The organism is Piscibacillus sp. B03 (genome assembly GCF_052246295.1).
Lineage (GTDB): Bacteria > Bacillota > Bacilli > Bacillales > Alkalibacillaceae > Piscibacillus.
The window spans coordinates 51,782-72,951 of the sequence record NZ_JBQQCO010000012.1 but is presented as its reverse complement, the minus strand read 5'-3'; the positions used below and the strand labels follow the sequence as shown (position 1 = coordinate 72,951).

Sequence of the window (21,170 nt, the reverse complement as noted above, 5' to 3'; positions counted from 1 at the left end):
ATATTGAGTGTTCAGCTCTGGGGGGATCTGTGTGGTCATCAACGAAGAAACGAAGGAACAAATAGAGTGGGCCGATTTAGAAGACGAGAAAGTTGTAGAATTTGTTCACGATGGAAATGTACAAGCACTTGATTATTTAATTAATAAATACCGAAGTTTTGTTCGGGCAAAAGCGCGTACATATTTTTTAATTGGTGCTGATCGCGAAGACATTGTACAAGAGGGAATGATTGGGTTGTACAAAGCTATTCGTGATTTTCAGTCTGATAAATTATCTTCGTTTAAAGCTTTTGCGGAGTTGTGTGTCACAAGGCAGATTATTACAGCCATTAAGACTGCCACTAGACAAAAGCACATTCCGTTAAATTCATATGTTTCTTTGGACAAGCCAATTTATGATGAAGAATCAGATCGTACTCTACTAGATGTTATTGCTGAACATGATACGTCAGACCCAGAGAAGTTATTAGTTGATCGCGAGAAGTTCATCGATATGGAAGATAAGATGGAAGAACTTTTAAGTGAATTAGAGAGAGAAGTATTACATTTATATCTTGATGGGCAATCCTATCAAGAAATCTCGCTACAGCTAAACCGACATGTTAAGTCAATTGATAATGCTCTTCAACGGGTGAAACGTAAGCTTGAACGCCACTTGTCAGTGAGCGAGCTTACCTATTAAATACCATTGACACCCTATTTTGAACGTGGTACATTAAACGAAGTGATTAAAAAGGAAGAGGATTGTCATGCGAAAGAAAGTTGCTTTAGCATGTACGGTTTGTAATAGCCGTAACTATTCAACAGATAAAAAACAACAAAGTGCAGAACGAATAGAAGTTAAAAAATATTGTAAGAGATGCGGCGAGCATACATTGCATCGTGAAACTAAATAGATCAATCGCTCAGGTGTTTAAGAGGGGGACATACAGTGGTTAAATTCTTAAAAGATGTAAACCGTGAAATGCAGAAAGTTAGTTGGCCTAAAGGTAACGAGTTATCTAAATATACGGTCATTGTACTTTTAACTGTATTATTCGTAACGCTTTTCTTCACGGTAGTAGATTTAGGGATTTCTCAAATTCTAGAATGGTTGTAAAATATAATTTGATTATATAAAATGTCATTTGTGATATAATGAATGAAGAGGCAAAAACCCGCGTTTAGTCGGGTTTTTTAATTTACCTAAAATTCGGCTATACCTGCTTTGTATAATCGAAAGATGAGGAGGGAAGGTTTTAAACCTAACGCAATGGAGAAAAATTGGTATGTAGTTCATACTTACTCTGGTTATGAAAACCGAGTGAAGATCAATCTTGAGAAGCGTATTGAAACAATGGGGATGGAAGATAAGATTTTCAGGGTCATTGTTCCAGAAGAAGAAGAGACTGAAGTTAAAAACGGCAAGCGTAAAACTGCGATGAAAAAGGTATTTCCTGGCTACGTTTTAACCGAAATGGTTATGACGGATGATTCGTGGTTTGTTGTTCGTAACACACCAGGTGTAACAGGTTTCGTTGGTTCTACGGGATCAGGTGCGAAGCCGACACCATTATTACCAGATGAAGCTGACCGAATCTTAAAACGTATGGGCGTTAAAGATGAAGTCCAAGACTTCGAATTTGACCTAAAAGAATCAGTGAAAGTAACTGATGGTCCTTTCGCTAACTTTACAGGTACAATTGAAAATATTGATATGGATAAACAAAAGGTAAAAGTCCATGTAAACATGTTCGGAAGAGAAACACCAGTGGAGTTAGACTTTACTCAAATAGAAAAATTATAATATAACCCTTGCCAACTTCGATAGATATATGCTAGAATTTTTATGTTTCTTATGGTCTGAATAAGATTCATGCATAGAAATATTGAGTGGGAGGGGTCAAACCCCAATTACCACATCACGGACTTTAAGGAGGTGTGTCTCGTGGCTAAAAAAGTAATTAACGTTGTTAAATTACAAATTCCTGCTGGTAAAGCGAACCCAGCGCCACCAGTTGGTCCTGCATTAGGTCAAGCTGGTATCAACATCATGGGATTCTGTAAAGAGTTTAACGCAAAAACACAAGATCAAGCAGGTACGATTATTCCGGTTGAAATTTCGGTTTATGAAGACCGTTCATTTACATTCGTAACGAAAACCCCACCTGCTGCTGTGTTACTTAAGAAAGCAGCTGGTATCGAATCAGGTTCTGGTGAGCCTAACCGTAACAAAGTAGCAACGGTTAAGCGTGACAAAGTACGCGAAATTGCTGAAACTAAGATGCCTGATTTAAACGCTGCTGATGTTGATGCAGCAATGCGCATGGTAGAAGGTACTGCGCGTAGCATGGGTATTGTCGTAGAAGACTAATCCAGTTATTTTGGATAAGGCGGAAAGGGGTTGCGGAGTGATTCGCAACCTTTATTACGCTTGATTTTAGAGATTATTTTTGAAGTTAGAGAACTTCAATAGAAATAGAGGCGAGCTCGTCGTAGTGATTGTAGCAAAGCATCTAATTAGATTATAACTACGCCTCTGTCTTCGCCTAAAGGCTCGTTTAGACGAGTTTTCTTTAGTGGGAGGTCAAACCGTTAAAACCACAATGAGGAGGATTTTTCATGCCAAAGAAAGGTAAAAAGTATCAAGAAGCATTAAAGCTTGTTGATCGCAATAAAGCTTATGATGTTAAAGAAGCTGTAGAAGTTGTGAAAAAAGCTTCAACAGCAAACTTTGATGAAACAGTAGAAGCTGCTTTCCGTTTAGGTGTAGATCCTAAGAAAGCAGACCAACAAATCCGTGGAGCTATGGTTTTACCGCACGGTACAGGTAAAACTCAACGCGTTTTAGTATTCGCTAAAGGTGAAAAAGCTAAAGAAGCGGAAGCTGCAGGTGCAGATTATGTAGGAGATGAAGAGTACATCAACAAGATTAACCAAGGTTGGTTCGAATTTGATGTAGTTGTAGCAACTCCTGACATGATGGCACAAGTAGGTAAGTTAGGTCGTGTACTTGGACCAAAAGGTTTAATGCCTAACCCTAAAACTGGAACAGTTACTTTCGAAATCGAAAAAGCTGTTCAAGACATCAAAGCAGGTAAGGTTGAGTACCGTGTAGATAAAGCAGGAAACATCCATGTACCAATCGGTAAAGTATCTTTTGAAGATCAGAAGTTAGTTGAAAACTTCGAAGCTTTAACTGAAACAATTGTTAAAGCTAAACCACAATCTTCTAAAGGAACTTACATGAGAAACGTTTCGGTTTCATCTACTATGGGACCTGGCGTAAAAGTTGACGTTTCATCTTATTTATAATAATTAGTTGACAAACTTCTAAAAGTTATATATAATTGCGTTTGTTGAAAATTAAATGAATGACGTTATACCGTAGACAGTAGGAGCAGACATCTGCTTAAACTTTTCCTGCCGAGGTGTGCTAAATTGAAATGATTCGTACAAGTGTGTGCGATTATGATATTGATGCCTCCATGTCTGCATGGAGGCATTTTTTTGAGCGTAACACCGCGCGGTATGATCGGAAACCAACTAACTAGGAGGTGGAACGATGAGCAATGTACTAGAACTGAAAAAACAACAAGTAGATCAAATTGCAGAAAAACTACAAAACAGTAAAACAACAGTTCTTGTAGACTATCGCGGTCTAGATGTTGAAGAAGTAACAGAACTTCGTAAACAACTACGTGAAGCAGGCGTTGATTTTAAAGTTTATAAAAACACAATGACACGCTTCGCAACAGAAAAAGTAGGTTTTGAAGACCTGAATGAATTATTAGTAGGTCCAACAGCAATTGCAACTTGCGTAGAAGATGCTGTTGCTCCAGCGAAGGTCTTAGGACAATTCGCTAAAGAGCATGAGGCACTAGAGATTAAAGGTGGTGTCATCGAAGGTCAGATTGCAACGATTGATCAAATCAAGGAACTTGCAGAACTACCTTCACACGAAGGTCTTGTATCTATGCTACTCAGCGTATTACAAGCACCAGTTCGCGACTTCGCTTATGTTACAAAAGCAGTTGCAGAGCAAAAAGAAGAAGGCGCGTAAGGCGTCATAGTCGGATAAATAAAAAAATATCTTAAGGAGGATCTTATCATGACTAAAGAGCAAATTATTGATGCTATTAAAGAAATGTCTGTTTTAGAATTAAACGATTTAGTAAAAGCTATTGAGGAAGAGTTTGGCGTAACAGCTGCTGCACCAGTTGCAGTTGCAGGTGGCGCTGCAGGTGGCGAAGCTGCTGAAGAGAAAACTGAATTTGATGTAGTACTTGAAGATGCAGGTGCTTCTAAGATTAAAGTTGTTAAAGCAGTACGTGAAATCACTGGTCTTGGCCTAAAAGACGCTAAAGAACTAGTTGATGGCGCTCCTGGAACAATTAAAGAAGCTGTAGCTAAAGAAGAAGCTGAAGAAATGAAAGCTAAGCTTGAAGAAGTTGGCGCTAAAATCGAATTAAAATAGTAGCACATTCATAAAGCTCGCTGTACCACTCAGCGAGCTTATGTTTGTTTTATCCATATTCTTCTCATAATGATCTTTTCCCTGCAAAGAGGTGGCTGAAATGAGTGATCATTATTATTCAAAAAACCCTACAAGTAAACGAAACCCTTCACAGTTCCAAACAACTCTTAGTTCCATCACATTAAACTTTCACACAGATGAAGGTGTATTCTCCAAGAAACAAGTGGACTTTGGTACAAAAACATTAATTGAACATTTTGACTTGCCTAAAGGACAAGGAGATCTCCTTGATCTTGGTTGTGGTTATGGACCAATTGGCATTACATTAGCCAAACGTTATCCTGAACGTTCAGTCGTGATGGTAGATGTTAATGAAAGAGCCATTGAGCTAGCTAAGAAAAACTGTGAAACGAATCAAGCGAGTAATGTAGAGGTTTTGCAAAGTGATGGTGTGAAAGAGGTTTCTGATCGTGCTTTCGGTGCTGTTATAACCAATCCACCTTTTCGGGCTGGAAAGAAAGTGGTTCACAACATGATTGAAGACAGTTATAATGTGCTGACTCAAGAAGGTGAATTGTGGGTTGTTGTACAGAAAAAACAAGGAGCCCCCTCTTTAAAAGAAAAAATGGAATCCTTGTTTGGTAATGTAGACGTAGTCGTTAGAAATAAAGGTTATTATGTATTGCGCGCTATAAGATTTGACTCGGATATACCCGTATGATAATATTTAAAAATGGCAATATATACGTTTTTTTGTCAAGGATTTTTTAAAAAAGCATACAAAATCCAGTCAGGACGTATATTTTTCAATTGTTATACCGATAAATTATAAAGAGTCAAAATTTCATTTTAAATGGGGTATTCATTCTGAAAAAAATAAAGATGAACAACTCATTATTAAAAGTATATCAAACATTCGTTTCTATGACGAATGTTAATATAAAACATGCTTGAGAAACTCAATGTGGATCAAGCAAGTTCGGCATGCCTTTTTGTCGAACCGTTTTTTGTTTAACCTTAGTGGATTTTTCCCTAAGTCTCTATTAAATCTGGTTGTTTGAGGGGTGAAGCAGTTGACAGGTCAACTAGTTCAATATGGTCGACACCGCCAACGTAGAAGTTATGCAAGGATTAGTGAAGTACATGATCTTCCTAATCTAATCGAAATTCAAACTAAATCTTATGAATGGTTCTTAAGAGATGGTTTGAAAGAAATGTTTGAAGACATTTCACCTATCGAAGATTTCACAGGAAACTTATCACTAGAGTTTGTAGATTACAGCTTAGGTGAACCAAAGTATTCTGTCGATGAAGCGAAAGAGCGTGACGTAACGTATAACGCACCTTTACGCGTTAAAGTTCGTCTCTTGAATAAAGAGACAGGTGAAGTGAAAGAACAAGAAGTGTTTATGGGTGATTTCCCATTAATGACTGACACAGGTACCTTTGTTATTAATGGTGCAGAACGTGTTATTGTATCTCAACTTGTTCGTTCGCCAAGTGTTTATTTTAACGATAAAATTGATAAAAACGGTAAGAAGGGGCACACTGCTACAGTGATCCCGAACCGAGGTGCATGGCTAGAATTCGAGACGGATGCGAAGGATGTTGTACACGTTCGAATCGACCGTACTCGTAAACTACCATTAACCGTATTATTAAGAGCGTTAGGTTTTAGCTCTGATGATGAAATCATTGACCTACTTGGTGACAATGAATTCTTACGTAATACATTAGAGAAAGACAATACAGAAGACAGTGAAAAAGCTTTAATTGAAATATATGAGCGTTTAAGACCGGGTGAACCCCCTACAGCTGAAAATGCTCGCAGTCTACTATATTCACGTTTCTTCGATCCAAAACGTTATGATTTAGCTCGTGTTGGTCGTTATAAAATGAACAAAAAGCTTCATTTTAAAAACCGCCTATTAAATCAAACGCTAGCAGAAACAATCGCAGATGAAGAAACAGGTGAAGTCATTGCACGTAAAGGTGATAAATTAAATCGCCGTTTATTAGATAAGATTATGCCTTACTTTGAGTTAGAAGAGGATGCGGTTGGAGAGAAGATTTTAGAACCGCAAGACGGTGTTTTAGAAGACCCAATCAAGGTTCAGTCTATTAAAATTTTAGATCCAACTGACCCTGAGGGTGAAAGAACGTTAACCGTTATTAGTAACGGTAACGTGAGTGATCAAGTGAAGAATATAACACCAGCGGATATTATTTCTTCTATCAGCTATTTCTTCAATTTATTACACACAGTTGGTACAACTGACGATATTGACCACTTAGGTAATCGTCGTTTACGTTCTGTGGGTGAGTTATTACAAAATCAGTTCCGTATCGGGCTTTCTCGTATGGAACGTGTGGTTCGTGAAAGAATGTCTATTCAAGACACAGAATCGATCACACCACAACAACTTATTAATATTCGACCAGTTATTGCGTCGATTAAAGAGTTCTTTGGTAGCTCTCAGTTATCTCAGTTTATGTATCAAACAAACCCATTAGCTGAGTTAACACACAAACGTCGTTTGTCGGCATTAGGTCCTGGTGGTTTAACGCGTGAACGTGCTGGCTTTGAAGTACGTGACGTCCACTATTCACACTATGGCCGTATGTGTCCGATCGAAACGCCAGAGGGTCCAAACATTGGTCTAATTAACTCATTATCAACTTATGCAAAAGTGAATGAGTTTGGGTTTATTGAAACACCTTACCGCCGTGTTGATCCAGAGACTGGTAAAGTAACAGAACATGTTGATTACTTAACAGCTGATGAAGAAGATAACTACATCGTTGCTCAGGCAAACGCACGTCTAAGCGAGGACGGTTCATTTGTTGATGAAGATGTAATCGCACGTTTCCGTGGTGAAAACACCGCTGTACCACGTGAGCAGATTGATTATATGGATGTGTCACCTAAGCAGGTTGTATCAGCTGCAACAGCATGTATCCCATTCTTAGAAAACGATGACTCAAACCGTGCATTAATGGGTGCGAACATGCAACGTCAGGCGGTACCTTTGATTAAACCAGATGCTCCTTATGTTGGTACTGGTATGGAGTATGTATCCGGTAAAGACTCAGGTGCAGCTGTTGTTGCTAAACATGCTGGTATTGTTGAAAAAGTAGAAGCTAAACAAGTTCATATCCGTCGTATTGAAGAGGTAGACGGTAAAGAGGTTGAGGGTGATTTAGATAAGTATCGACTATCTAAATTCGTTCGTTCTAACCAAGGGACTTGCTATAACCAAACACCAATTGTTTCAAAAGGTGATCGTGTTGAAGCGGGGGAAATTCTTGCTGATGGACCATCTATGGACAAAGGTGAGTTAGCTTTAGGTCAAAATGCATTAGTTGCATTTATGACTTGGGATGGTTATAACTACGAGGATGCTGTCATCATGAGTGAACGTATGGTGAAAGATGATGTCTTTACTTCAATTCACATCGAAGACTTTGAAACGGAAGCTCGTGATACTAAGCTAGGACCAGAGGAAATCACTCGCGACATTCCAAATGTTGGTGAAGATGCACTTAAGAATTTAGATGAAAACGGAATTATCCGTGTAGGTGCTGAGGTTTCAGATGGTGATCTACTAGTCGGTAAAGTAACACCAAAAGGTATGACAGAACTTTCTGCTGAAGAACGATTATTACATGCCATTTTCGGTGAAAAGGCTCGTGAAGTTAGAGATACTTCTCTACGAGTTCCGCACGGTGGTGGCGGTATTGTTTTAGATGTGAAAGTTTTTAACCGTGAAGATGGCGATGAACTATCGCCTGGAGTTAACAAATTAGTACGTGTTTACATCGTACAGAAACGTAAAATATCCGAAGGGGATAAAATGGCAGGTCGTCACGGTAACAAAGGTGTTATCTCAAGGATTTTGCCTGAAGAAGATATGCCTTACTTACCAGACGGAACGCCAGTTGATGTCATGTTAAACCCTCTAGGTGTACCATCACGTATGAATATTGGTCAGGTACTTGAGTTACACTTGGGTATGGCTGCTCGTGAAATGGGAATTCGCGTTGCTTCCCCTGTATTCGATGGGGCAAATGAAGAAGACGTTTGGGAAACTGTCCTTGAAGCGGGTCTAGCTCGAGACGGTAAGACTGTCCTATACGACGGTCGTACAGGAGATGCATTTGACAACCGTGTGTCAGTTGGGGTTATGTATATGATCAAACTAGAACACATGGTAGATGATAAATTACATGCGCGTTCTACAGGACCTTATTCACTTGTAACGCAGCAACCACTTGGTGGTAAAGCACAATTCGGTGGTCAGCGTTTCGGTGAGATGGAGGTTTGGGCTTTAGAGGCTTATGGGGCCGCTTATACGTTACAAGAGATTTTAACAGTTAAATCTGATGATGTTGTTGGTCGTGTGAAAACGTATGAAGCAATTGTTAAAGGTGAAAACCTACCAGAGCCAGGAGTTCCAGAATCATTCCGAGTTCTTATCAAAGAACTTCAAAGTCTTGGTATGGACGTAAAAATGTTAACTTCTGATCGTGATGAAATTGATATGCGCGATTTGGAAGATGTTGATCAATCAGAAGAATTGAACGTTTCAATGGAATCGACAGAAGATCAAAACGTGAGTGAGTAATAACGGTTAAAAATATAAGGGAGGTAGGCTCCTTGATCGATGTAAACAGATTTGAGTTTATGAAAATAGGATTAGCTTCACCAGACAAGATTCGCTCTTGGTCATTTGGTGAAGTTAAAAAGCCAGAAACCATTAACTATCGTACGTTAAAGCCAGAAAAAGATGGTTTATTCTGTGAACGTATTTTTGGACCTACAAAAGATTGGGAATGTCATTGCGGTAAATATAAGCGTGTCCGTTATAAAGGTGTCGTTTGTGACCGTTGTGGCGTTGAAGTAACTAAAGCGAAGGTACGTCGTGAGCGTATGGGGCACATTGAATTAGCTGCCCCTGTCTCTCACATTTGGTATTTCAAAGGAATCCCAAGTCGTATGGGTCTTGTATTAGATCTATCACCTAGGGCCCTTGAAGAAGTGATTTATTTTGCTTCTTATATCGTAACAGACCCAGGTGATACACCTCTTGAGAAAAAACAACTACTAACGGAAAAAGAATTCCGTGCTTATTACGAAAAATACGGAAACACTTTCAAAGCGCAAATGGGTGCTGAAGCGATCCGTAAATTATTACAAGATGTTGATTTAGATCGTGAAGTTCAAGAGTTAAAAGAAGAACTTAAAACGGCTCAAGGTCAACGTCGTACTAGAGCTATTAAACGTTTAGAAGTGTTAGAGTCATTCCGTAATTCAGGAAATAACCCTGATTGGATGATAATGGACGTATTGCCGATTATTCCACCTGAGTTAAGACCAATGGTACAGCTAGACGGTGGACGCTTTGCGACATCAGATTTAAACGATCTGTATCGTCGTGTAATTAACCGTAATAATCGTCTAAAACGTCTATTAGATTTAGGTGCACCAACAATCATTGTTCAAAACGAAAAGCGTATGCTTCAAGAATCAGTTGATGCATTAATCGATAACGGTAGACGCGGCCGTCCTGTTACAGGCCCTGGTAACCGTCCATTGAAATCTCTATCTCACATGCTTAAAGGTAAGCAAGGACGTTTCCGTCAAAACTTACTTGGTAAGCGTGTCGACTATTCAGGTCGTTCTGTAATCGTTGTAGGACCGAACTTAAAAATGTATCAATGTGGTTTACCTAAGGAAATGGCAATTGAACTATTTAAACCATTTGTCATGCGTGAGTTAGTAAACCGTGGGTTAGCGCATAACATTAAGTCAGCTAAGCGTAGCATTGAACGTTTACGTCCTGAAATCTGGGATGTATTAGAAGATGTTATTAAAGAGCACCCAGTACTATTAAACCGTGCACCAACACTTCACCGTTTAGGGATTCAGGCGTTCGAACCAACGCTTGTTGAAGGTCGTGCTATTCGCTTACATCCATTAGTGTGTACAGCATATAATGCAGACTTTGATGGTGACCAAATGGCGGTACACGTTCCGCTTTCACCTGAGGCGCAAGCAGAAGCTCGCATCTTAATGTTAGCGGCACAAAACATCTTAAACCCTAAGGATGGTAAACCAGTAGTTACACCATCACAGGATATGGTATTAGGTAACTATTACCTAACTCTTGAACGTGCCGATGCAATCGGTGAAGGGACAGTGTTCTCTTCATATGAGGAAGCTATCTTAGCTTATGATAATGGTTATGTACATCTGCATAGCCGTGTAGGTATTAAAGCAAGTTCGTTAGGTAACCCTCATTTCACTGAGGAGCAAAATGATAAGATACTTGTTACGACAATTGGTAAGTTAATCTTTAACGATATGTTACCGAATTCGTTCCCTTATATGAACGAACCAACTTCTTTCAATTTAGAAGATCATACACCAGATGTGCATTTTGTCGATGTTACTACAAATCTTAAAGAAGAGTTACCTAACCGTGAGTTAGTTAAACCATTCAAAAAAGGTATCTTAGGTGACATCATCGCTGAAGTGTTCAAACATTATAAGATTTCTGAGACGTCTAAGATGCTTGATAAGATGAAGGATCTTGGTTTCAAATACTCCACTAAAGCGGGTATTACAATCGGTGTATCCGATATCGTTGTCTTATCTGAAAAGCAACAGTACTTAGATGCTGCGCAATCTAAAATAAATAAAATAGTGAAGCAATTCCGTCGTGGTCTAATTACAGAAGAAGAGCGTTATGATCGTGTGATTGCTACTTGGACAGAAGCGAAAGACCAAATTCAAGAAAAACTAATGGTTTCATTAGATGCCCTTAACCCAATCTTTATGATGAGTGACTCTGGTGCCCGTGGTAACGCATCAAACTTCACTCAGTTAGCAGGTATGCGTGGTCTAATGGCTAACCCATCTGGTAAGATTATTGAATTACCGATTAAATCAAGCTTCCGTGAAGGTCTGACAGTATTAGAGTACTTCATCTCGACGCACGGTGCTCGTAAAGGTCTTGCGGATACAGCACTTAAGACAGCCGACTCAGGTTACCTAACTCGTCGTTTAGTAGATGTAGCACAAGATGTTATCATCCGTGAACACGATTGTGGAACTGATCGCGGCATGACTGTAAGTGCATTAACAGAAGGAAACGAAACAATCGTTCCACTTTACGATCGCCTAGTTGGTCGTACTGCATTTAGAAAAGTACGCCACCCAGAAACGGGCGATGTCATAATTGGACGTAACGAGTTAATCACAGAAGATATTGCTAAGACAATAGTTGATTCTGGTGTTGATTCAGTTGTAATCCGTTCAGTATTTACATGTAATACTCATCACGGCGCTTGTGTTAAGTGTTATGGCCGTAACATGGCGACTGGTGATCGTGTTGAAACAGGTGAAGCTGTTGGTATTATCGCTGCACAATCAATTGGTGAGCCTGGTACACAGTTAACAATGCGTACCTTCCACACTGGTGGTGTTGCAGGAGACGATATTACGCAAGGTTTACCACGTATTCAGGAAATCTTTGAAGCTCGTAACCCTAAAGGTCAGGCAGTCATCAGTGAAATTGATGGTACTATTCTTGAAATTAATGACGTTAAAGACAAGAAAGAAATTGTCGTTCAGGGTGAAGTTGAAAAACGCAGTTATACAACACCATATAATGCACGTATGAAAGTCGAAGTTGGTGAAGAGATTATTGCGGGTCAAGCACTCACTGAAGGTTCAATTGACCCTAAAGAACTCATCAAAGCTCAAGGCTTGCAAGGTGTAGAAGAGTACTTATTAAAAGAAGTACAAAAAGTATATCGTATGCAAGGTGTTGAAATTAGTGATAAACACATCGAAGTAATGGTGCGCCAGATGTTAAATAAAGTTCGTGTAATTGAATCAGGTGATACGGATGTTATCCCTGGATCATTATTAGATGTTAACCAATTTAGAGAAGCTAACCGCCAAGTATTAGTAGAAGGTAAGCAACCAGCTATTGCTAAGCCGATTATTCTTGGTATTACGAAAGCGTCACTTGAAACAGACTCATTCTTATCAGCTGCATCATTCCAGGAGACAACTCGTGTCCTAACAGATGCCGCAATTAAAGGTAAGTATGATGATCTATTAGGACTTAAAGAGAACGTTATTATTGGTAAACTTGTTCCAGCTGGTACTGGTTTAGCAAAATATCGTAATCTAGAAGCCGAAAAAGACGTTGTTGAAGTAGAAGAAGTAGAAGAAATAACAACTGAAGCATAAAAAGGTTGAAGCACCTTGATTGATTTATATTTTTTGTTGACATTAATTTTGGTCAATGATAATATATTCAAGGTGCTTCATATAACCTGTTTACTTTGGAGGATGAAAAATGTCTTATGAAAAAGTAGCACAGGCTAAAAACAGTTTAATTATTGGAGCTAAACAAGTGCTAAAATCCATGAAAAATGGTGACGTACTTGAAGTCGTAATAGCTGAAAATGCTGAACGACGTATAACGGATAAAGTATTAAAAGCAGCTAATGACTATAACGTTCCAATATCGTTTGTAAAGTCTATGAAAAAGTTAGGCGAAGCAGGCGGGATCGATGTCGGTGCAGCTGCTGTGGCAATAAAAAAATAAACTTTCTACACTCAAGTGTATGAAGTTTGTTTTTTTGCCCATTTATGAACCACCTGGATGTGTGGTATTAGAAACACTTATTAAGAAGGGAGGATATAACATGCCAACTATTAACCAATTAGTTCGTAAAGGTCGTAAAACTAGAACTAAAAAGTCTGACTCACCAGCACTAAACAAAGGGTTCAACTCTTACAAAAAGAAGTTTACTGACAACCCAGCTCCTCAAAAACGTGGAGTGTGCACACGTGTAGCGACTATGACACCTAAGAAACCGAACTCGGCATTACGTAAATATGCACGTGTTCGTTTATCGAACCAAATCGAGGTTACTGCATACATTCCTGGTATTGGCCACAACTTGCAAGAGCACAGTGTTGTTCTAATTCGTGGTGGACGTGTAAAAGACTTACCAGGTGTACGTTATCACATCGTTCGTGGTGCGTTAGACACTGCTGGTGTTGAAGGTCGTATGCAAAGCCGTTCTAAATACGGTGCGAAAAGACCTAAGAAATAATACGTTCTTAAGATATAGACCACCAAGGAAAGGAGGAACTTAATATGCCACGTAAAGGATCAGTTCCTAAAAGAGATGTTTTACCAGATCCGATTTATAACTCAAAACTAGTAACTCGCTTAATCAATCAAATCATGGTTGATGGTAAAAAAGGTGTTGCTCAAAAAATCTTATATAAATCTTTTGAATTAATTCAAGAGCGTAGCGGTCAAAACGCTATGGATGTTTTTGAAGAGGCAATGAAGAATGTTATGCCTGTATTGGAAGTACGCGCTAGACGTGTTGGTGGTTCAAACTACCAAGTACCAGTTGAAGTACGCCCTGAGCGTCGTCAAGCATTAGGACTTCGTTTCATCGTAAACTACTCTCGTTTACGCGGAGAAAAAACGATGGAAGAACGTTTAGCTAATGAAATTTTAGATGCAGCAAATAATACAGGTGCAGCGGTTAAACGCCGTGAAGAAATGCACAAGATGGCAGAAGCGAACAAAGCGTTTGCTCACTATCGTTGGTAATATTATATTTATAATACAATCTAGCTCTAATACAGGAAGGAGAAATGAATATGCCAAGAGAGTTCTCCTTAGACAAGTATCGTAATATCGGGATCATGGCTCACATCGATGCCGGTAAAACTACAGCTACGGAACGTATCCTGTTCTATACAGGACGTATCCATAAGCTGGGAGAAACTCACGAAGGTGCTTCTCAAATGGACTGGATGGAGCAGGAGCAGGAACGTGGTATCACGATCACTTCTGCTGCAACAACAGCTCAATGGAAGGACCATCGTATTAACATCATCGATACACCTGGACACGTAGACTTCACAGTGGAGGTTGAACGTTCATTACGTGTACTTGATGGATCAGTTGCATTACTAGATGCACAATCAGGCGTAGAGCCACAAACAGAAACAGTTTGGCGACAAGCCACTACTTACGGAGTTCCACGTGTTGTATTTATCAACAAAATGGATAAAGTAGGCGCAGACTTCTTATACTCTGTAGGTACATTAGAAGATCGCTTAGGTGCAAATGCGCACCCTATTCAGTTACCAATCGGTGCTGAGGATCAGTTCGAAGGAATCATCGACTTAGTAGAAATGAAAGCTTACTTCTATGAAGATGACCTTGGTACTCGCGCAAAACCGACAGATATTCCTGATGAATACAAGGACCAAGCTGAAGAATATCGCGGACGCTTAGTTGAAGCAATTGCAGAATTAGACGAAGACTTAATGATGAAATACCTAGAAGGTGAAGAGTTCAGCATTGAAGAGTTAAAAGCTGCGATTCGTAAAGCAACTTGTGACGTAGAATTCTATCCAGTAATGTGTGGTTCTGCATTCAAAAACAAAGGTGTTCAGTTATTACTCGATGCAGTAATCGACTATCTTCCTTCACCATTAGACGTACCTCCAATTGAAGGTATCGTTCCTGGTACAGGTGAAGAAGTTGTTCGTAAGTCTGACGATAAAGAGCCATTCTCTGCATTAGCATTCAAAGTAATGACAGACCCTTATGTTGGTAAGTTAACATTCTTCCGTGTTTACTCAGGTACTTTAAGTAGTGGTTCTTATGTTAAGAACGCTTCTAAAGATAAGCGTGAACGTGTAGGACGTATCCTACAAATGCACGCTAACCACCGTGAAGAAGTAGACACAGTATATGCTGGTGATATCGCTGGTGGTGTTGGTTTGAAGGACACAGCAACTGGTGACACTCTATGTGACGAGAAAAACTTAGTTATTCTTGAATCAATGGAGTTCCCTGAACCTGTTATCGCAGTTGCGATTGAGCCAAAATCAAAAGCAGACCAGGATAAAATGGGTATTGCTTTAGGTAAACTAGCTGAGGAAGACCCTACTTTCCGTACTGAAACTAACGAAGAGACTGGTCAAACAATCATTCACGGTATGGGTGAGCTTCACCTAGACATCATCGTTGACCGTCTAAAGCGTGAGTTTAAAGTGGATGCGAATGTAGGTGCTCCACAGGTTGCTTACCGTGAAACTTTCCGTGGCTCTGCGGATGTTGAAGGTAAATTCGTACGTCAGTCTGGTGGTCGTGGTCAATACGGTCACGTTTGGATTAAATTTGAACCAAACGAAGAAGGCGCTGGCTTCGAATTCGTTAACAAAATTGTTGGTGGTGTAGTACCTAAAGAATATATCCCATCAGTACAAGCTGGTATTGAAGAATCAATGGAAAACGGGGTACTTGCAGGTTATCCACTAATCGATATTAAAGCTACTTTATATGATGGTTCATACCACGATGTAGACTCAAACGAGACTGCGTTCAAAGTGGCAGCATCAATGGCTCTTAAAGCAGCTAAAAATAAATGTAACCCAGTTCTACTTGAACCAATGATGAAAGTAGAGATCGTAGTTCCTGAAGAATACATGGGTGACATTATGGGTGATGTAACTTCTCGTCGTGGACGTGTAGAAGGTATGGGTTCACGTGGTAATGCTTCGGTTGTTAATGCATTCGTACCACTTTCTGAAATGTTTGGTTATGCAACTGCATTACGTTCAAACACTCAAGGTCGCGGAACTTACACTATGCACTTCAGTCACTATGAAGAAGTTCCTAAGAGCATCTCTGAAGAAATCATCAAGAAAAATAGTGGGCAATAATTGACATTTGTCAAAAAACCTATTAGAAATATTGTAAACAGTTATCTCCTAATGCTATATTAGGAGATGACTGAACACATAAAACATAAATTTTAATTTTTAAGGAGGAAATATAAATGTCAAAAGAAAAATTTGACCGTTCCAAATCACACGTTAACATTGGTACAATCGGACACGTTGACCATGGTAAAACTACTTTAACTGCAGCAATCACAACTGTATTACACAAGAAATCAGGTAAAGGTACTGCAATGGCTTATGACCAAATCGACGGTGCTCCTGAAGAAAAAGAGCGTGGAATCACAATCTCTACTGCACACGTTGAGTATGAAACTGACAACCGTCACTATGCTCACGTTGACTGCCCAGGACACGCTGACTACGTTAAGAACATGATTACTGGTGCAGCACAAATGGACGGTGCGATTCTAGTAGTATCTGCAGCAGACGGTCCAATGCCACAAACTCGTGAGCACATCCTACTTTCTCGTCAGGTTGGTGTACCTGCGATCGTAGTATTCTTAAACAAATGTGACATGGTTGACGACGAAGAGCTTCTAGAGCTAGTTGAAATGGAAGTTCGTGACCTACTATCTGAGTATGACTTCCCTGGTGATGATGTACCAGTAGTTAAAGGTTCAGCTTTAATGGCTCTTGAAGGTGAAGAGCAGTACGTTAACGCGATCTATGAATTAATGGATGCAGTTGACGAGTACATTCCAACTCCTGACCGTGACACTGATAAGCCATTCATGATGCCAGTTGAGGACGTATTCTCAATCACTGGTCGTGGTACAGTTGCTACTGGCCGTGTTGAGCGTGGTCAAGTATCAGTTGGTGACGAAATCGAAATCATCGGTCTTGCTGAAGAACCAAGCAAAACTACTGTAACTGGTGTTGAAATGTTCCGTAAGCTTCTAGACTATGCAGAAGCTGGTGACAACATTGGTGCGTTACTACGTGGTGTTTCTCGTGAAGAAATCAAGCGTGGTCAGGTTTTAGCTAAGCCTGGTTCAATCACACCTCACACTAAGTTCAAAGCAGAAGTTTACGTTCTATCTAAAGAAGAAGGTGGACGTCACACTCCATTCTTCACAAACTATCGTCCACAGTTCTACTTCCGTACAACTGACGTAACTGGTGTTATTCAGCTACCTGAAGGTGTAGAAATGGTAATGCCTGGCGATAACGTTGAAATGGATGTTGAACTAATTACAACAGTTGCGATTGAAGAAGGTACTAAATTCTCAATCCGTGAAGGTGGCCGTACAGTAGGCGCTGGTGTTGTATCATCAATCACTGAATAATAACTGCAAAAGACTACCGATCTATTCGGTAGTCTTTTTTAATGTATAACGAACGCTCTCTGGCGGACGCTTTCCTGGGGCGCGGCCTCAACTTCACGAAACTCGCCCGGCTCGTTTCGGTGATTTTCGCCTCGCGCTGATCCCCAAGGGGTCGCCGCCAGTCGCTTTTCGTTTATCACATAGTACAATAAGCGTAGTCAAATGCTTCGCTTTCCTCAGGCACGGCTTCAACTTCCCCAAACTCACATTCGTTCGGGGATTAAGGAAGTTCGGCTAAATTCGCAACATCCGTGTAGCGACGCCGAACTGACCCACATCCTGTGGCCCCTCAGCTCGTGCTGTCTGCGACGACCTGGACGGTCAAGTGTCGGCGTTGGCCACAAATGCTACTTGTAATACTTCTTTGCTTAATTTGCGCCGAGTAATCGCAGGCGCAGGACGTGGCCGCACTTAGCCGACCAGGAGTCTCGCATTTTGACTACGCTATTATTACTACCAACTAGTTGTATTTACATCAATCGTGGAATGCACCAAAAGCGAAATTTGAACTTTCAAGATAAGTAACATACTAGGCTATTATCACAATTTTTCTGAATATTACCCTATTGGTTGAAAGAGGCGCTAAACCTTAGTATAATAACTAAGGTGATTGCGAAGAAACTTATCGAATTCTCTTGCGTATAGAGGGTTAATTCTGTATAATGTTTAATGTTGCAGTCATATTAAAGGCGATGAAGTGGAAGGTTGCTGACACACCCGGCCCCTTTGCCATGGCGAGTGTGGAGGAAATTTTCACGGAGTATGTCTGTTTTAGAAGATAGACGAAAAGGAGGGAAAATAATGGCAAAAGAGAAAATCCGTATCCGTTTAAAAGCTTATGATCACCGTGTGCTTGATCAATCAGCGGAGAAAATCGTAGAAACGGCAAAACGTTCTGGAGCAGAGGTATCTGGTCCAATCCCATTGCCAACTGAGCGCTCTGTTTACACAATCTTACGTGCGGTTCACAAGTACAAAGATGCTCGTGAGCAATTTGAAATGCGCACACACAAGCGTTTGATTGACATTCTGAGCCCAACGCCACAAACAGTTGACTCATTAATGAGACTTGACTTACCATCAGGCGTTGATATCGAAATTAAACTATAAAACAATTTTTAGGAGGTGTAACGGATGGCGAAAGGAATCTTAGGACGTAAAATCGGAATGACTCAGCTATTCTCTGAAAACGGCGAACTAGTACCTGTAACTGTAATTCAAGCAGAAGGTAACGTTGTTCTTCAGAAGAAAACTACTGAGAATGATGGCTATGAAGCTATTCAACTAGGTTTTGCGGATCAAAAAGAATCGAATGCGAATAAACCGGCAAAAGGTCATGCTGAGAAGGCAAACACTAAGCCTAAGCGCTTCATTCGCGAAATCCGTAACGTAAATCTTGACGAGTATGAAGTAGGTCAAGAGTTAAGTGTGGATGTTTTTGAAGCAGGAGAAAAAATTGACGTAACTGGAACTTCTAAAGGTAAAGGGTTCCAAGGTGCGATTAAACGACATAATCAACAACGTGGACCAATGACTCACGGTTCGCATTATCACCGCGCTCCAGGTGCGATGGGTGTTATTGACCCAATGCGCGTATTTAAAGGTAAAAAGTTACCTGGACAAATGGGTGGTCAAACTGTAACTATTCAAAACTTAGAAGTAGTTAAGGTAGATACAGATAACAACTTGATTCTCGTTAAAGGTAATGTGCCTGGCGCGAAGAAATCTTACGTTGAAATCACAAGTGCGGTTAAGGCTAACTAAATATTAAACGAAGGGAGGATATGTCATGCCTAAAGTAGCACTATACAATCAAGCTGGCTCTCAAGTAGGCGATATCGAGCTTACTGACGGAGTATTTGGTATTGAACCAAACGAAACAGTTTTAAAAGAAGCAGTAGTTATGCAACAAGCATCACTACGTCAAGGTACTCACAAAGTGAAAGGTCGCTCTGAAGTATCTGGTGGTGGCCGTAAACCATGGCGCCAAAAAGGTACGGGTCGAGCTCGTCAAGGGTCTATCCGTTCTCCACAATGGGTTGGTGGTGGAACAGTATTTGGTCCAACACCACGTAGCTACAGCTACAAAATGCCTAAAAAAGTACGTCGTTTAGCGCTTCGTTCTGCTTTATCTTCTAAAGTACAAAACGACGAAATCGTAGTGTTAGAGGATTTAAGTATTGAAGCTCCTAAAACAAAAGAAGTTGTTCAATTACTAAACAGCTTTGACACTAATGAAAAAGCTTTAATTGTTACAGCGGAAAAAGATGAAAACATCGAACGTTCTGCTAACAATCTTCAAAACGTGCATGTTCTAACAGTAGAACAAGTCAATGTATTAGATTTACTGAAGTATGACAAGCTGTTCATCACTAAAGAAGCAGCTGAAAAAGCAGGGGAGGTGCTTGCATAATGACAGAACCAAGAGATATCATTAAGCGCCCAATTATCACAGAACACTCTGCAGATTTAATGGCCGAAAATAAATATACGTTTGAAGTTGCTAAAAAAGCTAACAAAACGGAAATTAAAAACGCTGTTGAAACTATATTCGGAGTAAAAGTTGATAAAGTTAACACAATCAACTTAAAAGGTAAGAAAAGAAGAATGGGTCGATACGAAGGTTTCCGCCCAGATCGTAAAAAAGCTATCGTTACTTTAACACCTGATAGCAAAGAACTAGATTTCTTTGAAGGTGTATAAGTCGGAACTATAATATATTTTCTTAAAAGGAGGGAAAAAAGATGGCGATCAAAAAGTATAAACCAACTAGTAACGGGCGTCGTAACATGTCTACTTTAACAAACGAAGAAATTACGACTAATAGCCCGGAAAAATCCCTACTTGCACCAATTAAGAAACGTGCAGGTCGTAACAACCAAGGGAAATTAACGGTTCGTCATCAAGGTGGAGGACATAAGCGCCAATACCGTATCATTGATTTCAAGCGCGATAAAGATGGTATACCAGGACGCGTTGCTACGATCGAATACGATCCAAACCGTTCAGCTAACATTGCGTTAATCAACTATGCAGACGGTGAAAAACGCTATATCCTAGCACCTAAAGGCCTAAAAGTAGGTCAAGAAATCATGTCTGGTGAAGGTTCAGACATTAAAACAGGTAACGCATTACCATTAAACAAAATGCCTGTAGGTACAACAGTTCACAACATTGAGTTAAAACCAGGTCGTGGTGGACAGTTAGTACGTTCAGCAGGTGCTCAAGCACAAATCTTAGGTAAAGAAGAAAAATACGTTTTAGTACGCCTAGCATCTGGCGAAACTCGTATGATTCTTGGAACTTGCCGTGCAACAATCGGTCAAGTTGGTAACATTGAACATGAACTTGTAAGAGTAGGTAAAGCAGGACGTTCTCGTTGGAAAGGCATTCGCCCAACAGTACGTGGTTCTGTTATGAACCCAAGCGATCACCCGCACGGTGGTGGTGAAGGTCGTGCTCCAATCGGTCTTCCATCTCCTATGTCACCATGGGGTAAACCTACGCTTGGACTTAAAACTCGTAAGCGTAATAAACAGTCAGATAAGTTTATTGTACGTCGTCGTAAGAAGAAATAATCTTGACT

At 40.1% G+C, this 21,170-nt stretch carries 21 protein-coding genes and 1 other annotated feature; all 21 genes read left to right on the top strand.

Features of this window, described 5'->3' with window-relative positions:
• Positions 1–31: 31 nt before the first annotated feature.
• The 21 genes from sigH to rplB all read left to right on the top strand — a co-directional run bounded on the left by sigH (position 32) and on the right by rplB (position 21,162).
• The gene (sigH, locus tag ACTWQB_RS09835) at positions 32–682 is read left to right on the top strand and encodes an RNA polymerase sporulation sigma factor SigH (RefSeq protein WP_443139015.1); all 651 of its coding nucleotides are present in this window, start codon (positions 32–34) and stop codon (positions 680–682) included.
• A 67-nt stretch (positions 683–749) separates the two neighbouring features.
• Positions 750–896 carry a 50S ribosomal protein L33 gene (gene rpmG / locus ACTWQB_RS09830; protein ID WP_443139014.1) on the top strand — a complete coding sequence of 49 codons (147 nt, stop codon included), beginning with the start codon at positions 750–752 and terminating at the stop codon, positions 894–896.
• 35 nt (positions 897–931) lie between these two features.
• Positions 932–1,099, top strand: a complete 168-nt coding sequence (secE, locus tag ACTWQB_RS09825; protein ID WP_443139013.1) for a preprotein translocase subunit SecE — start codon at positions 932–934, stop codon at positions 1,097–1,099.
• A 153-nt stretch (positions 1,100–1,252) separates the two neighbouring features.
• Entirely contained in the window at positions 1,253–1,786 is a 534-nt protein-coding gene (gene nusG / locus ACTWQB_RS09820) for a transcription termination/antitermination protein NusG (protein ID WP_443139012.1), read from the top strand.
• A gap of 141 nt (positions 1,787–1,927) precedes the next feature.
• Complete coding sequence (gene rplK / locus ACTWQB_RS09815; RefSeq protein WP_443139011.1) at positions 1,928–2,353, top strand: 50S ribosomal protein L11; 426 nt, start codon at positions 1,928–1,930, stop codon at positions 2,351–2,353.
• Between the two features lie 248 nt (positions 2,354–2,601).
• On the top strand, positions 2,602–3,294 hold the full coding sequence (rplA, locus tag ACTWQB_RS09810; protein WP_277674240.1) for a 50S ribosomal protein L1: 693 nt from the start codon (positions 2,602–2,604) through the stop codon (positions 3,292–3,294).
• A gap of 52 nt (positions 3,295–3,346) precedes the next feature.
• Positions 3,347–3,499 (top strand) — a sequence feature (ribosomal protein L10 leader region).
• Positions 3,500–3,544: 45 nt separating this feature from the next.
• The gene (rplJ, locus tag ACTWQB_RS09805; protein WP_443139010.1) at positions 3,545–4,042 is read left to right on the top strand and encodes a 50S ribosomal protein L10; all 498 of its coding nucleotides are present in this window, start codon (positions 3,545–3,547) and stop codon (positions 4,040–4,042) included.
• A 48-nt stretch (positions 4,043–4,090) separates the two neighbouring features.
• Positions 4,091–4,456: a 50S ribosomal protein L7/L12 gene (rplL, locus tag ACTWQB_RS09800; protein WP_091774554.1), complete on the top strand. Its 366-nt coding sequence runs from the start codon at positions 4,091–4,093 to the stop codon at positions 4,454–4,456.
• A gap of 100 nt (positions 4,457–4,556) precedes the next feature.
• Positions 4,557–5,177, top strand: coding sequence for a class I SAM-dependent methyltransferase (locus ACTWQB_RS09795; protein ID WP_443139009.1), 621 nt, complete (start codon positions 4,557–4,559; stop codon positions 5,175–5,177).
• 352 nt (positions 5,178–5,529) lie between these two features.
• Positions 5,530–9,081, top strand: a complete 3,552-nt coding sequence (gene rpoB / locus ACTWQB_RS09790; RefSeq protein ID WP_443139008.1) for a DNA-directed RNA polymerase subunit beta — start codon at positions 5,530–5,532, stop codon at positions 9,079–9,081.
• A 32-nt stretch (positions 9,082–9,113) separates the two neighbouring features.
• Positions 9,114–12,719: a DNA-directed RNA polymerase subunit beta' gene (gene rpoC, locus ACTWQB_RS09785; RefSeq protein ID WP_443139007.1), complete on the top strand. Its 3,606-nt coding sequence runs from the start codon at positions 9,114–9,116 to the stop codon at positions 12,717–12,719.
• A 109-nt stretch (positions 12,720–12,828) separates the two neighbouring features.
• The gene (locus ACTWQB_RS09780; RefSeq protein ID WP_443139006.1) at positions 12,829–13,080 is read left to right on the top strand and encodes a ribosomal L7Ae/L30e/S12e/Gadd45 family protein; all 252 of its coding nucleotides are present in this window, start codon (positions 12,829–12,831) and stop codon (positions 13,078–13,080) included.
• 100 nt (positions 13,081–13,180) lie between these two features.
• Positions 13,181–13,594, top strand: coding sequence for a 30S ribosomal protein S12 (gene rpsL, locus ACTWQB_RS09775; protein WP_443139005.1), 414 nt, complete (start codon positions 13,181–13,183; stop codon positions 13,592–13,594).
• Between the two features lie 44 nt (positions 13,595–13,638).
• A complete protein-coding gene (gene rpsG / locus ACTWQB_RS09770) occupies positions 13,639–14,109 on the top strand; it encodes a 30S ribosomal protein S7 (RefSeq protein WP_443139004.1) in 471 nt (156 codons plus the stop codon).
• Between the two features lie 50 nt (positions 14,110–14,159).
• Entirely contained in the window at positions 14,160–16,238 is a 2,079-nt protein-coding gene (gene fusA, locus ACTWQB_RS09765) for an elongation factor G (RefSeq protein WP_443139003.1), read from the top strand.
• 116 nt (positions 16,239–16,354) lie between these two features.
• Positions 16,355–17,545, top strand: coding sequence for an elongation factor Tu (gene tuf / locus ACTWQB_RS09760; RefSeq protein ID WP_443139002.1), 1,191 nt, complete (start codon positions 16,355–16,357; stop codon positions 17,543–17,545).
• Between the two features lie 840 nt (positions 17,546–18,385).
• Positions 18,386–18,694: a 30S ribosomal protein S10 gene (rpsJ, locus tag ACTWQB_RS09755; RefSeq protein ID WP_054753888.1), complete on the top strand. Its 309-nt coding sequence runs from the start codon at positions 18,386–18,388 to the stop codon at positions 18,692–18,694.
• A 24-nt stretch (positions 18,695–18,718) separates the two neighbouring features.
• A complete protein-coding gene (gene rplC / locus ACTWQB_RS09750; protein ID WP_443139001.1) occupies positions 18,719–19,348 on the top strand; it encodes a 50S ribosomal protein L3 in 630 nt (209 codons plus the stop codon).
• 25 nt (positions 19,349–19,373) lie between these two features.
• Entirely contained in the window at positions 19,374–19,997 is a 624-nt protein-coding gene (gene rplD / locus ACTWQB_RS09745) for a 50S ribosomal protein L4 (protein ID WP_443139000.1), read from the top strand.
• A complete protein-coding gene (gene rplW, locus ACTWQB_RS09740; protein ID WP_443138999.1) occupies positions 19,997–20,287 on the top strand; it encodes a 50S ribosomal protein L23 in 291 nt (96 codons plus the stop codon). Before rplD ends, rplW begins: the two co-directional genes overlap by 1 nt.
• 41 nt (positions 20,288–20,328) lie before the next feature.
• On the top strand, positions 20,329–21,162 hold the full coding sequence (gene rplB, locus ACTWQB_RS09735; protein ID WP_443138998.1) for a 50S ribosomal protein L2: 834 nt from the start codon (positions 20,329–20,331) through the stop codon (positions 21,160–21,162).
• Positions 21,163–21,170 lie beyond the last annotated feature (8 nt).